Source organism: Streptomyces sp. NPDC014733, assembly GCF_043083385.1.
In the GTDB taxonomy this organism is placed as follows: Bacteria; Actinomycetota; Actinomycetes; order Streptomycetales; family Streptomycetaceae; genus Streptomyces.
This window is the reverse complement of sequence record NZ_JBIBYO010000001.1, coordinates 432,035-445,732: the sequence shown is the minus strand read 5'-3', so window position 1 is coordinate 445,732 and position 13,698 is coordinate 432,035. Positions and strand designations below refer to the sequence as shown.

The 13,698-nt window shown below is 70.7% G+C and carries 12 protein-coding genes; 9 read left to right on the top strand and 3 right to left on the bottom strand.

Annotated elements, in window-relative coordinates:
- Positions 1-82 precede the first annotated feature (82 nt).
- The 4 genes from ACF1BH_RS01970 to ACF1BH_RS01955 are packed head-to-tail and all read left to right on the top strand — an operon-like array spanning position 83 to position 4,022.
- Positions 83-1,006, top strand: a complete 924-nt coding sequence (locus ACF1BH_RS01970; protein ID WP_391640434.1) for an ABC transporter permease — start codon at positions 83-85, stop codon at positions 1,004-1,006.
- Positions 999-1,922 carry an ABC transporter permease gene (locus tag ACF1BH_RS01965; protein ID WP_391640433.1) on the top strand — a complete coding sequence of 308 codons (924 nt, stop codon included), beginning with the start codon at positions 999-1,001 and terminating at the stop codon, positions 1,920-1,922. The genes ACF1BH_RS01970 and ACF1BH_RS01965 overlap by 8 nt, the downstream gene beginning before the upstream one ends.
- 11 nt (positions 1,923-1,933) lie before the next feature.
- Complete coding sequence (locus ACF1BH_RS01960; protein ID WP_391640432.1) at positions 1,934-2,968, top strand: ABC transporter ATP-binding protein; 1,035 nt, start codon at positions 1,934-1,936, stop codon at positions 2,966-2,968.
- The gene (locus ACF1BH_RS01955; RefSeq protein ID WP_391640431.1) at positions 2,961-4,022 is read left to right on the top strand and encodes an ABC transporter ATP-binding protein; all 1,062 of its coding nucleotides are present in this window, start codon (positions 2,961-2,963) and stop codon (positions 4,020-4,022) included. Before ACF1BH_RS01960 ends, ACF1BH_RS01955 begins: the two co-directional genes overlap by 8 nt.
- 91 nt (positions 4,023-4,113) lie before the next feature.
- Here the strand turns inward: ACF1BH_RS01955 and ACF1BH_RS01950 are convergent, their stop codons facing one another.
- The gene (locus ACF1BH_RS01950; RefSeq protein WP_391640430.1) at positions 4,114-4,806 is read right to left on the bottom strand and encodes a class I SAM-dependent methyltransferase; all 693 of its coding nucleotides are present in this window, start codon (positions 4,804-4,806) and stop codon (positions 4,114-4,116) included.
- 389 nt (positions 4,807-5,195) lie between these two features.
- On the opposite strand from ACF1BH_RS01950, the gene ACF1BH_RS01945 reads away from it, so the two are divergent.
- The 5 genes from ACF1BH_RS01945 to ACF1BH_RS01925 are packed head-to-tail and all read left to right on the top strand — an operon-like array spanning position 5,196 to position 10,951.
- Complete coding sequence (locus tag ACF1BH_RS01945) at positions 5,196-6,824, top strand: ABC transporter substrate-binding protein (RefSeq protein ID WP_391640429.1); 1,629 nt, start codon at positions 5,196-5,198, stop codon at positions 6,822-6,824.
- 19 nt (positions 6,825-6,843) lie between these two features.
- The gene (locus ACF1BH_RS01940) at positions 6,844-7,767 is read left to right on the top strand and encodes an ABC transporter permease (protein ID WP_391640428.1); all 924 of its coding nucleotides are present in this window, start codon (positions 6,844-6,846) and stop codon (positions 7,765-7,767) included.
- A complete protein-coding gene (locus tag ACF1BH_RS01935) occupies positions 7,760-8,734 on the top strand; it encodes an ABC transporter permease (RefSeq protein ID WP_391640427.1) in 975 nt (324 codons plus the stop codon). Before ACF1BH_RS01940 ends, ACF1BH_RS01935 begins: the two co-directional genes overlap by 8 nt.
- 11 nt (positions 8,735-8,745) lie before the next feature.
- Positions 8,746-9,786: an ABC transporter ATP-binding protein gene (locus tag ACF1BH_RS01930; protein WP_391640426.1), complete on the top strand. Its 1,041-nt coding sequence runs from the start codon at positions 8,746-8,748 to the stop codon at positions 9,784-9,786.
- The gene (locus ACF1BH_RS01925) at positions 9,773-10,951 is read left to right on the top strand and encodes an ABC transporter ATP-binding protein (protein ID WP_391640425.1); all 1,179 of its coding nucleotides are present in this window, start codon (positions 9,773-9,775) and stop codon (positions 10,949-10,951) included. Before ACF1BH_RS01930 ends, ACF1BH_RS01925 begins: the two co-directional genes overlap by 14 nt.
- A gap of 60 nt (positions 10,952-11,011) precedes the next feature.
- Here ACF1BH_RS01925 and ACF1BH_RS01920 read toward each other — a convergent pair whose 3' ends face one another.
- On the bottom strand, positions 11,012-12,322 hold the full coding sequence (locus tag ACF1BH_RS01920; protein ID WP_391640424.1) for an SUKH-4 family immunity protein: 1,311 nt from the start codon (positions 12,320-12,322) through the stop codon (positions 11,012-11,014).
- A 206-nt stretch (positions 12,323-12,528) separates the two neighbouring features.
- Positions 12,529-13,686, bottom strand: coding sequence for an ABC transporter ATP-binding protein (locus ACF1BH_RS01915; protein ID WP_391640423.1), 1,158 nt, complete (start codon positions 13,684-13,686; stop codon positions 12,529-12,531).
- Between the last annotated feature and the right edge of the window lie 12 nt (positions 13,687-13,698).

Genomic DNA, 13,698 nt, shown 5'->3' with positions numbered 1-13,698 from the left:
AGAGCAGCCGGCCACGCCCGCGACCACCCGGTCCCGGGCGCGGCCCCGGCCGCCCCCGCGTCGGCGCTTTACTGGAGGACACATGGGGCGCTACGTCATCCGACGCCTGCTCCAGATGGTGCCCGTCTTCATCGGCACCACTTTCTTGATCTTCGTCATGGTCTACGCACTCGGCGACCCCGTCGCCGCGATGTTCGGAGACCGGACGCCCGATCCGGCCACCGCCGCCCAGATCCGGGAATCCCTGCACCTGAACGACCCGCTCTGGAGCCAGTACCTCCAGTACATGGCCGGCATCTTCCGCGGCGACTTCGGCACCGCCTTCAACGGCACGCCCGTCGCCGAACTGATGGGCTCGGCCTTTCCCAACACCATCAAGCTGACGCTGGTGGCCTTCGCCATCGAGGTCGTCGTCGGCGTCGGGCTCGGCATCGTCGCCGGGATGCGCCGCGGCCGCCTCGCCGACACCGGCGTGCTGGTCTTCACCCTGCTGGTGATCTCCATCCCGACGTTCGTCACCGGCTATCTGCTCCAGTACTTCATCGGCGTGAAGCTCGCCTGGGCCGCCCCCGCGGTCTCCAACGACGTCGCCTTCGGCGAACTGCTGCTGCCCGGCATCGTGCTGGCCGGGGTCTCCCTCGCCTACGTCGCCCGCCTCACCCGCACCTCGATCGCCGAGAACATCCGCTCCGACTACATCCGCACCGCCACCGCCAAGGGCCTGCCCCGGCGGCGCGTCGTCGGGGTGCATCTGCTGCGCAACTCGCTGATCCCCGTGATCACCTTCCTCGGCACCGACATCGGCGCCCTGATGGGCGGCGCGATCGTCACCGAGCGGATCTTCAACATCCAGGGCGTCGGCTACCAGCTCTACCAGGGCATCCTGCGGCAGAACGCGCCCACCGTCGTCGGCTTCGTGACCATCCTCGTGGTCGTCTTCCTCGCCGCCAACCTGATCGTCGACCTGCTCTACGCGGTCCTGGACCCGAGGATCCGTTATGCCTGAGATCACCGAACAGGCCCCCGCGACCGAGGCGGCCGCCGTTCCCGAGGCGACGGCTCCCGAGGCGGCGGCCGCGCCGCGCAGCCTGTGGGGCGACGCCTGGCGGGACCTGCGCCGCAACCCGGTCTTCTACCTTTCCGCCGTCCTCATCCTCTTCCTGGTCGTGATCTCGATCTGGCCGAGCCTGCTGACCGGCACCAGCCCCTACGCCTGCGACCTCGGCCGCTCCCAGCAGGGCCCGGCGCCCGGCCACCCCTTCGGCTTCACCACCCAGGGCTGCGACGTGTACGCCCGCACGGTGTACGGGGCCCGCGCCTCCGTCGTCGTCGGCATCTGCACCACCCTGCTCGCCGCCCTCCTCGGCTGTGTCTTCGGCGGGCTCGCCGGGTTCTTCGGCGGCTGGTGGGACGCGGTGCTCTCGCGGATCGGCGACATCTTCTTCGGCATCCCGGTGCTGCTCGGCGGCATCGTCTTCCTCTCCGTCATCAAGGGCGGTTCGATCTTCACCGTCGTGCTGCTGATGGCGGTCCTGGGCTGGCCGCAGATCGCCCGTATCGCGCGCTCCGCGGTCATCTCCGCCAAGCAGCAGGACTATGTGCAGGCGGCCCGCGCCCTCGGGGCGAGCACCCCGCGGATGCTGCTGCGGCACATCGCGCCCAACGCGCTCGCTCCCGTCATCGTCGTGGCGACCATCGCGCTCGGTACGTACATCTCGCTGGAGGCGACGCTCTCGTTCCTCGGCGTCGGCCTCAAGCCGCCGACGGTCTCCTGGGGCATCGACATCTCGTCCGCCGCCACCCAGATCCGTAACGCGCCGCACATGCTGCTGTGGCCGGCGGGGGCGCTGAGCATCACGGTGCTGGCGTTCATCATGCTCGGCGACGCGGTCCGCGACGCCCTCGACCCCAAGCTGCGCTGAGGGAGGCGTACATGACCACCGAGAAGAAGCAGGCCGTCCCCGCGCCGCGCGCCGGGCAGCAGGCGGACACGCCGCTGCTCCAGGTCCGCGATCTGCACGTGGAATTCCACACCCGCGACGGCGTCGTCAAGGCTGTCAACGGCGTCAACTACAGCGTGTCGGCGGGCGAGACGCTGGCCGTGCTCGGCGAGTCCGGGTCCGGCAAGTCCGTCACCGCCCAGGCGATCATGGGCATCCTGGACATGCCTCCGGCGAAGATCCCGCGCGGCGAGATCCGCTTCCGGGGCGAGGACATGCTCGCGATGTCCGCCGACGCCCGCCGCCGGCTGCGCGGCGCCAAGATCGCGATGATCTTCCAGGACGCGCTCTCCTCGCTCAACCCGGTACTGACCGTCGGCTACCAGCTCGGCGAGATGTTCCGCGTCCACCAGGGCCTGTCCAAGAAGGCGGCGCTGGCCAAGGCCGTCGAGCTGATGGACCGGGTGAAGATCCCGGCCGCCAGGAGCCGGGCGGGCGACTTCCCGCACCAGTTCTCCGGCGGGATGCGCCAGCGCATCATGATCGCGATGGCGCTGGCCCTGGAGCCGGACCTGATCATCGCGGACGAGCCGACGACGGCCCTCGACGTCACCGTCCAGGCGCAGGTCATGGACCTGCTGGCGGAGTTGCAGGCCGAGTACCACATGGGCCTCATCCTCATCACCCACGACCTCGGCGTCGTCGCGGACGTCGCCGACAAGATCGCGGTGATGTACGCGGGCCGGATCGTGGAGACCGCGCCCGTCCACGAGCTGTACAAGAACCCGGCGCACCCGTACACCCGCGGGCTGCTGGACTCCATCCCGCGCCTGGACCACAAGGGCCGGGAACTGTACGCGATCAAGGGCCTGCCGCCCAACCTCCTGAACATCCCGCAGGGCTGCGCCTTCCACCCGCGCTGCCCCAAGGCGCAGGACCTCTGCCGTACCGACACCCCGGCGCTGCACACCCTCGGCGAAGGCCGCCGCAGCGCCTGCCACTTCTGGAAGGAGACGGTCCATGGCTGAGCCGGTCAAGGCGGTCGCGGCAGACGGCCGTGAGCCGATCCTCCAGGTCCGCGGCCTCGTCAAGCACTTCCCGCTGACCCGCGGTGTGCTGGTGAAGAAGCAGGTCGGCGCGGTCAAGGCGGTCGACGGCGTCTCCTTCGACCTCTACCGGGGCGAAACCCTCGGCATCGTGGGGGAGTCGGGCTGCGGCAAGTCCACCGTCGCCAAGCTGCTGATGAACCTGGAGCGGGCCACCGCCGGTGAGGTCTTCTACCGCGGCGAGGACATCACCAAGCTGTCGGGGCGCGCCTTGAAGGCGGTGCGCCGCAACATCCAGATGGTGTTCCAGGACCCGTACACCTCGCTGAACCCGCGGATGACGGTCGGCGACATCATCGGCGAGCCGTACGAGATCCATCCGGAGGTGGCGCCGAAGGGTGACCGGCGGCGCAAGGTGCAGGAGCTGCTGGACGTCGTCGGGCTCAACCCGGAGTACCTCAACCGCTATCCGCACCAGTTCTCCGGCGGCCAGCGCCAGCGCATCGGCATCGCCCGCGGCCTGGCGCTCAACCCGGAGATCATCATCTGCGACGAGCCGGTCTCGGCGCTCGACGTCTCCGTCCAGGCGCAGGTGGTCAATCTGATGGCCCGGCTCCAGAAGGAGTACGACCTCAGCTACCTCTTCATCGCCCACGACCTGTCGATCGTCCGGCACATCTCCGACCGGGTCGGCGTGATGTACCTGGGGCGGATGGCGGAGATCGGCACCGACGCCGAGATCTACGACCACCCCACGCATCCGTACACCCAGGCGCTGCTGTCGGCGGTGCCGGTGCCCGACCCCGAGGCGCGCGAGGGCCGCGACCGGATCATCCTCACCGGCGATGTGCCGTCCCCGGCCGACCCGCCCTCCGGCTGCCGCTTCCGCACCCGCTGCTGGAAGGCCGAGGAGCGGTGCGCGACCGAGACGCCGGAGCTGGCCGTACCGGCCCGCTTCCGCGACGGGGCGTCCCCGGCGGCCCACCCGTCGGCCTGCCACTTCGCGGAGGTCCGGGACGTGGTGGGCGCGGCGTAGCTCCACCGCGTACGGCTTCGGGCCGGTCCCCGCGAAGCGCGCGGGGACCGGCCCGAGGCGTGTGCGGGGACGGCCGCGCGGCCGTCCCCGGTCAGTTGTCGCGCGGGACGGCCCGGACCCAGGTGCGGTCGGCGGTGAGGTAGCGGTCGACGCCGAGCCCGGCCTGCGCCAGGGCCGCGTCGAACGCCTCGTCGGTCAGCGGGCAGGAGAGGAACGTCTGTGTCCAGCGCGCGTCGGTGAAGTCGTACTCCACGTGCACCGAGCGCACGCCCGGGCGCACCGGCTCGGAGGAGACCACCCGGATCAGCCCGCCGTCGACGCGGCGCTCGGCCGGGAGACCTTCGTGCCGGCCGGGTCCCTCGCGCTGGATGAGCACACAGCCGTCGTCCTTCACATGGCGGCGGCAGGTCGCCAGGATCCCCTCGCGCACGCCCGGGCCCGCCGCGTGGACGAGGAACGAGGCGAGCAGGACGACGTCGAAGCGGGCGTCCAGGGCCAGCTCCTCGATGGTGCTGCGGACCGTCCCGGCGCCGCTGATACGTTCCAGCATCTGCGGGGACTCGTCCACGGCGGTGACCGCGAAGCCGCGGTGGACCAGTGGATGTGTCATCCGCCCGGCGCCGGAGCCCAGTTCGAGAATGCTGGACGCGGGGCGTACCGCGCCCGCGATGATGTCCGGCTCCGCACCCACCGGCAGCCGTTCGTACAGCTCGACGGCGCAGCCGTCCGGGGTGATCGGTCCCGGCCCACTGCCCTTGTATCCCTCGCGCACCCGCTGTTCCATCGCCACATCGCAGCACAGCGCCACCGGCGGCGAAAGGGGCCTTTCCGGACAGCGCGGCCCACGCCCCGGAGTGCGCGGGGGCGTACGCGGACGCGCGCGGAGGGGAAGGGACGCCGGGAGCGCCGGGCGCCGGGGCGGCCGGTTGAGCCGTCCGGGGCCCGGGGCCAGCGGCCGGACGGGTGAGGGGACGGCGCTCCGGCGGATGGCCGGGGGAGCGGAGCCGGGGCCGCCGGGTGTCCGTACACCCGATCGCCCCGCCGCCCGGTCGCCGCGCACATGGGCGGATTCCGCGCCCCACGGAGCAATGCGCAGGGCCGCCGGAGTGCAGCACTTTCCGCTTTGGGCTCTTATGTGGTTTACGGGCGGCCGGAGAGCTGAGGAGGCACCGCATGCGGGGAGCCAAGCGCGCGCAGTGGGGCGTGTGTGCCGTGTCCGTCGCCCTGGTGGTGACCGCCTGCGGCGGCGGGGTCGACACCCGTGGATCGGGTGCCGCCGGCATCGTCAGCTCCTCCTGGGGTGACCCGCAGAACCCCCTCGAACCGGCCAACACCAACGAGGTCCAGGGCGGCAAGGTCCTCGAAATGATCTTCCGGGGGCTGAAGCGGTACAACCCGAGGACCGGCGCCGCGGAGAACGTCATCGCGGACCGGATCGAGACCACCGACTCCCGGCACTACACCGTCACCCTCAAGCCCGGCTGGACCTTCAGCAACGGCGAGAAGGTCACCGCGCACTCCTTCGTGGACGCCTGGAACTACGGCGCGCTGCTCGACCACCGGCAGAAGAACGCACCGTTCTTCCAGTACATCGAGGGCTTCGACGCGGTCCACCCGGACCACGGCAGACCGACGGCGAAAACCCTCTCCGGCCTCAAGGTCGTCAGCCCCACGAAATTCACCGTCGCGCTGAACCAGAAATTCTCCAGCTGGCCCGACACCCTCGGCTACACCGCCTTCATGCCGCTGCCGAAGACCTTCTACAGCCATCACGACGCCTGGGTGAAGAAACCCGTCGGCAACGGTCCGTACGCGGTGGAGTCCTACACCAAGGGCTCCGTGATGAAGCTGCGGAAATGGGAACAGTACCCGGGCGCCGACAAAGCCCGGAACGGCGGGATCGACCTCCAGGTCTACACCGACAACAACACCGCCTACACCGATCTCCAGGCGGGCAACCTCGACCTCGTCGACGACATTCCCGCCACCCAGCTCAAGAACGTCCGCGCCGACCTCGGCGGCCGCTATCTCAACGAGCCCGCGGGCGTCATCCAGACCCTCACCTATCCGATGTACGACAAGCGGTGGAACGGGAAGAACGGCGCCAAGCTCCGCCGCGGCATTTCCATGGCGATCGACCGTGCCTCGATCACCGAGGAGATCTTCCGGAACACCCGCACCCCCGCCACCGACTGGACCTCACCCGTCCTCGGCGCCAAGGGCGGCTTCCAGAACGGTATCTGCGGCGAAGCCTGCGAGTTCCATCCCGACACGGCGAAAGCGCTGATCAAGGCGGGCGGCGGTCTCCCCGGCGGTCATATGACCATCGCCTACAACGCCGACACCGGCTCCCACAAGGACTGGGTCGACGCGATCTGCAACAACATCAACAACGCCCTCGGAAGCGACAAGGCGTGCGTCGGCGCCCCCGTCGGCACCTTCGCCGACTTCCGCAACCGCATCAGCTCCGAAAAGATGTCGGGCCCGTTCCGCGCCAGCTGGCAGATGGACTACCCGCTCATCCAGAACTTCCTCCAACCGCTGTACTACTCCCACGCATCGTCCAACGACGGCAGATACAGCAACCCGAAATTCGACAAACTCGTCAACGAGGCGAATGCCGCGACGGACCGCACGGAAACCATCAAGAAATTCCAGGACGCCGAGCGCATCCTCGCCACGGACATGCCGACCATTCCGCTCTGGTACCAGAACGGCAACGGCGGCTACTCCGACCGGATTTCCGATGTGTCGCTGAACCCCTTCAGCGTTCCCGTCTACAACGAGATCACGGTCCACTGACCCAGAACCCGGAGCCCTCATGGGACGCTATGTGATCCGGCGGCTGCTCCAGATGATCCCAGTGTTCATCGGCAGCACGCTCCTGATCTTCCTCATGGTGTACGCGCTGGGCGACCCGGTGGCCGCACTCTTCGGCGACCGGGCACCCGACCCGGCCACCGCCGCCCAGATCCGCGCCGACCTCTATCTCGACCAGCCGCTGTGGAAGCAGTATCTGCACTACATGGCGCAGATCTTCCAGGGGAATTTCGGCATCGCCTTCAACGGCCAGCCTGTCACCGAACTCATGGGCGCCGCCTTTCCCGTCACCCTGCGGCTCACCCTCGTCGCCATCGTCATCGAAATGGTCGCCGGAATCGTCCTCGGCGTCTTCAGCGGACTGCGGCGCGGACGCACCGTCGACACCACCGTGCTGATCTTCACCCTCGTGGTGGTCTCCATCCCCACCTTCGTCAGCGGCTACGTCCTGCAATATCTCTTCGGCGTGAAATGGAACTGGGTCAAACCCGCCGTCTCCAGCGAAGCCCCGCTGAACGAACTCCTGCTCCCCGGACTCGTCCTGGCGCTGGTCTCCCTCGCCTACGTCACCCGGCTCACCCGCACCTCCCTCGCGGAGAACGCCCGCGCCGACTACGTCCGCACCGCCGTCGCCAAGGGGCTGCCGCGCCGCCGCGTCGTCACCCGCCATCTGCTGCGCAACTCCCTGATCCCGGTGGTCACCTTCATCGGCACCGACATCGGCGCGCTCATGGGCGGCGCGATCGTCACCGAGCGGATCTTCAACATCCACGGCGTCGGATTCCAGCTCTACCAGGGCATCCTGCGCCAGAACTCCCCCACCGTCGTCGGCTTCGTGACCATCCTCGTGCTGGTCTTCCTCGTCGCCAACCTGATCGTCGACCTGCTCTACGCGGTCCTGGACCCGAGGATCCGCTATGCCTGACCCCTACGCGCCCAAAGAGGCCATCACCCACGGCGACGGCGGACCCGCCGCGCTCGCCATCGGCGAGGCCGAATCCCTGGAACGCACCCCCGGCGCCGGACCCGGCGGCGCCCCCACCGGCAAACCCCGCAGCCTGTGGAGCGACGCCTGGCACGACCTGCGCCGCAACCCGGTCTTTCTGATCTCCGCGCTGATCATCCTGTTCCTGCTGGTCATCGCGGTCTGGCCGCAGCTGATCGCGGACGGCAACCCGTACCGCGCCGACCTCGCCAAGGCCCAGTCGGGACCGGAGCCCGGCCATCCGTTCGGCTACGACACCCAGGGCCGCGACGTCTACACCCGCGTCGTCTACGGTGCCCGCGCCTCCATCACCGTCGGCATCTGCGCCACCGCCGGCGCCGCGCTGCTCGGTGGCCTCCTCGGCGGGTTCGCCGGGTTCTTCGGCGGCTGGTGGGACACGCTGCTCTCCCGGCTCGCCGACATCTTCTTCGGCATCCCCGTCATCCTCGGCGGACTGGTCTTCCTCTCCGTCGTCACCAGCTCCACCGTCTGGCCAGTCGTCGGCTTCATCGTGCTGCTCGGCTGGCCGCAGATCGCCCGGATCGCCCGCGGCGCCGTCGTCACCGCCAAACAGAACGACTACGTCCAGGCGGCCCGCGCCCTCGGCGCCGGGAACACCCGCACCCTGCTGCGGCACATCGCGCCCAACGCCGTCGCACCGGTCATCGTCGTGGCGACCATCGCGCTCGGTACGTACATCTCGCTGGAGGCGACGCTGTCCTTCCTCGGCGCCGGGCTGAAACCGCCCACCGTCTCCTGGGGCATCGACATCTCCGCCGCCTCCACCTCCATCCGCAACGCGCCGCACATGCTGCTGTGGCCGGCGGGGGCGCTGAGCATCACGGTGCTGGCGTTCATCATGCTCGGCGACGCGGTCCGCGACGCCCTCGACCCCAAACTGCGCTGAGGAGCGGGCAGATGACCAGCAGCGACAGCGCCACCGCACCCCGCCCCGAGGCCACCGGCACGGACCGGCCGCCCCTGCTCGACGTCCGCGATCTGAAGGTGGAGTTCCGCACCCGCGACGGCATCGCCAAGGCCGTCAACGGCGTCAGCTACCGCGTCGCCGCCGGGCAGACCCTCGCCGTCCTCGGCGAATCCGGCTCCGGCAAGTCCGTCACCGCCCAGGCGCTCATGGGCATCCTCGACTCCCCGCCCGGCTTCATCACCGGCGGCGAGATCCGCTTCCGGGGCCGCGACCTGCTCACCCTCGGCCGCGAGGAACGCCGCCGGGTGCGCGGCACCGGCATGGCGATGATCTTCCAGGACGCGCTCTCCGCACTGAACCCGGTGATGTCCGTCGGCGCCCAGCTCGGCGAGATGTTCCAGGTCCACCGCGGGATGTCCCGCAAGGCGGCCCGCGCCGAGGCCGTCGAGCTGATGGACCGGGTGAAGATCCCGGCCGCGAAGAGCCGGGTCGGCGACTATCCGCACCAGTTCTCCGGCGGGATGCGCCAGCGCATCATGATCGCGATGGCGCTGGCTCTGGAGCCGGACCTGATCATCGCGGACGAGCCGACGACGGCCCTCGACGTCACCGTCCAGGCGCAGGTCATGGACCTGCTGGCGGAACTCCAGCGCGAGTACCACATGGGCCTCATCCTCATCACCCACGACCTCGGCGTGGTCGCCGACGTCGCCGACACCATCGCCGTCATGTACGCCGGACGCATCGTCGAGACCGCCCCCGTCCACCACCTCTACCGGGCCCCCGCCCACCCCTACACCCGCGGCCTGCTGGACTCCATCCCGCGCCTGGACCACAAGGGCCGGGAGCTGTACGCCATCAAGGGCCTGCCGCCCAACCTGACCGCCATCCCACCCGGCTGTCCCTTCCACCCCCGCTGCCCGCTCGCGCAGGACATCTGCCGCCGCGACCGGCCCCCGCTCCACGACGTGGCCCCCGGCCGCACCAGCGCCTGCCACTTCTGGAAGGAGACCCTCGATGGAGCCCGATGAGCTGCCCACGCCCCCCACCGCCCGCCCCCCGGGCGGCCCCGCCGGGAGCGCCGCGGGCAGCGCGGCGACGGGCCCCGCCGCGGGGAGCCCGGTGGCCGCGGCGGTGGCGGGCGGGGCCGGCGGCGGGCCCGGACGCGGTGAACCGGTGCTGGAGATCCGGGGGCTGGTCAAACACTTCCCGCTCACCCGCGGCATCCTCTTCAAGAAGCAGATCGGCGCGGTCAAGGCCGTCGACGGCATCGACTTCGACCTCCGCCGCGGCGAAACCCTCGGCATCGTGGGGGAGTCGGGGTGCGGCAAATCGACCGTCGCCAAACTCCTGGTCGGCCTGGAACGCCCTACCGCCGGACAGATCTGCTACCGCGGCGAGGACATCACCAAGCTGTCCGGCCGCGCCCTCAAAGCCGTGCGCCGCAACATCCAGATGGTGTTCCAGGACCCGTACACCTCGCTGAACCCGCGGATGACGGTCGGCGACATCATCGGCGAGCCCTTCGAGATCCATCCGGAGGTGGCGCCGAAGGGTGACCGGCGGCGCAAGGTGCAGGAGCTACTGGACGTCGTCGGGCTCAACCCGGAGTACCTCAACCGCTATCCGCACCAGTTCTCCGGCGGCCAGCGCCAGCGCATCGGCATCGCCCGCGGCCTCGCCCTGCGCCCCGAGATCATCGTCGCCGACGAACCGGTCTCCGCCCTCGACGTCTCCGTCCAGGCGCAGGTCGTCAACCTCCTGGAGAGACTCCAGAACACCTTCGACCTCAGCTATGTCTTCATCGCCCACGACCTCTCCGTCGTCCGCCACATCTCCGACCGCGTCGCCGTGATGTACCTCGGCAAGCTCGCCGAATCCGGCACCGACGAGCAGATCTACGACCACCCCACGCACCCCTACACCCAGGCGCTGCTCTCCGCGGTGCCGGTGCCCGACCCCGAGGCGCGGGAGAGCCGGGCCCGGATCCTGCTCGCCGGGGACGTGCCGTCCCCGGCCGACCCGCCCTCCGGCTGCCGCTTCCGCACCCGCTGCTGGAAGGCCCAGGAGCTGTGCGCCCGGCAGGTCCCGCCGCTGGAGGTCCCGCCCCGCTTCGCCACCCCGGACGCGGGCCCGGCGGCCCACCCCTCGGCCTGCCACTTCGCGGAGGAACGACGGGTCGTACCGGGCGAGTGAGGGCGGGGCGGGCGCCGCCCGGCTCCGGGCGCCCGGCACCTCACCGGTCGGCCCCCGCCGTCAGTACCCGTACACGCCCAACTCCGTGATCGTCGCGAAGAGATGGCCCCAGATCTCCCGGGACGGCGCCTCCCCGTCCAGGGCCTGCGGGTCCAGCTCCGCCATCCGGGACTCGTAGTCGTACTCCGCGCCCGCCTCGTCCGGATACGGATCCCAACTCGCGCCCATGTAGCGGCGCATGGACTCCAGGAACACGGTGAACGTCTCGGCATCCCGGGAGAAGAAGAAGGGCGGGTGAGTGGTGTCGCCCTCGGTGTGGAGCAGGCGTATCTCGCCGCTGGTGCGGTGCACGCAGACCGTGCCCGTCTCGGCGTACGCCAGCTCGAACACGCCCAGGACCAGCAGCTCGGCATCGTCCGGCAGCGGCCGCAGGGCCTCGGCGGCGGTGAAGGAGGAGACGCCACCGGCCCACCAGGCGGGCAGCCCGACCTCCCGCAGGAACGTCCGGGTCGGGCCGTGCTCCAGGGCGGCGGGCAGCTCCTCCTCCGGTATGCGCCGCACGCCGTCCGGGCCGAAGGCGTCGTCCATCCGCGCGGCGGTGAGCGGGCCCTCCTCCGGGGAGTCCACGTCACCCGGGCTGCCGCCCTCGGCGGAGGCGTACGACGCGCCGCCGGTCGGCCAGCACTTCAACACGGCGGCATCGGCCCGCACCACGGCGACGCCCCGCGCCTCCTGGAGGAGATACCGGCCCTCGGCGTCCAGCGGCTCGGGCTCCTCCCAGGTGGGCGGCACCGCCAGGGCGGGATCCTCGTCGTCCGTACCGAAGAGGTAGGGGAGGTCGTCGCCGGCGTCATCGGCGTGCAGCCGCCGCGAGGCGCCCGCGGGAGGCGCTGCCACCGGCGCGCCGGTGACCAGGTCGAACCAGCGGTCCGGGCACCACATACCGGCCACTCCGACCAGCTTCCGGTCCTCGTGGACACGGGCCATCGCGCCGCTGTCGCCGCTGAGATTGGGGTGCGCCGTGTGGTGCCCGACAGGCCGCCACCAGGCCCACTCCGTACGCCACGGCATCCCGGGCTCGGCCGCCGCGATCCGCTCGGCGTACCCGGTGCGGCCCAGCACCACGGCGGCGAAGTGCAGCCAGGACGCGAACTCGGCGCGCACCACCGGCGCCCCGCCGAATATGGCCTCGGCCTGCCGGAACACGGCCCGGCCGTCCTCCGCCGCGGCGTCGGCGTGCGGCTGCGACGACACCTGCTCACGGAGCTCCGCGCGATCGGCGCGGAGCAGCAGGGCGGGATCGGCGAGAACGGTGTCGAGTGCGGTGTCCGGAAGCGGCGTCCCGGCCGCGTACGGCGTGTCGGTGGTCATGCGGAAATCCTCGCACCCCCCACTGACAATCCGGCCGGACGCCGGACGCCGGACGCCGGACGCCGGACGCCGGACGCCGGCCCGGCCCCATGACCCGTGAGCCGGGCGGAAGTTGGCCCGCCCGCGAAAAGGCCGGAGCCCGCCTCCCGTGAAGCTGGGGTGTGGGAAGCGGGCTCCGGCTCCGAGCGGAGGCGGTTGAGACCGGGTCAAAGGGTCTTGCCGGAGGAGCCGGCGTCGTCCGCCGGGCCCTCCTGCGCTGCCTCCTCGACCGCGGCCAGTGCGGGGTCGAGAACGATGTCCTCACCGCGCGCCGCGATCGTCGGCTCCTCCGGGAAGTGGCAGGCCGTCAGGTGGCCCGCCTCGTTGCCCGAGATCTGGACCAGCGGCGGCTCCTCGGTCGCGCACTTGTCCTGCGCCTTCCAGCAGCGCGTACGGAACCGGCAGCCGGACGGCGGGTTGACCGGCGAGGGCACGTCACCGGCGAGCCGGATCCGCTGCTTCTCCTCGTCCTCCGACTCGGTGAACTTCGCCTCCGGGACGGCCGACAGCAACGCGTGGGTGTACGGGTGGCGCGGCCGGGTGTAGATCTCGTCGCGGGTGCCCACCTCGACGACCTTGCCGAGGTACATCACCGCGACCCGCTGGCTGAAGTGGCGCACGATCGCCAGGTCGTGGGCGATGAACAGGAACGCGATGCCCAGTTCCCGCTGGAGGTCCTGGAGCAGGTTGACGACCTGCGCCTGGATGGAGACGTCGAGCGCCGAGACCGGCTCGTCGGCGACGATCAGCTTCGGCTCCAGGGCGAGCGCCCGCGCCACACCGATGCGCTGGCGCTGACCGCCGGAGAACTCGTGCGGGAAGCGGTTGTAGTGCTCCGGGTTGAGCCCGACGGTCTCCAGCAGTTCCCGGATCCGCTTCTCCCGGCCACCGGGCGGGTTGATCCCGTTGATCTCCATCGGGCCGCCGATGATGGTGCCCACCGTCTGCCGCGGGTTCAGCGACGCGTACGGGTCCTGGAAGATCATCTGGATCTCGGAGCGGACCGGCGCCAGCTCCTTGCGCTTGGCCCGGGTGATGTCCTGGCCCGCGTAGGTGATCTTGCCGGAGGTCGGCTCCATCAGGCGGGTCAGCAGCCGGCCGGTGGTCGACTTGCCGCAGCCCGACTCGCCGACCAGACCGAAGCTCTCGCCGGCGTGGACGGTGAGGTCGACGCCGTCGACCGCCTTGACGGCGCCGACCTTCCGCTTGAACGGGAAGCCGCCGTAGATCGGGAAGTGCTTGGTGACGCCCTCGGCGACGAGCAGCGGCTCGCCCGCGGCGGGCACGGCGCCCCGGGGCGAGGGGAGGGTGACGTTGTCTGTCATGGTGATGGCTCC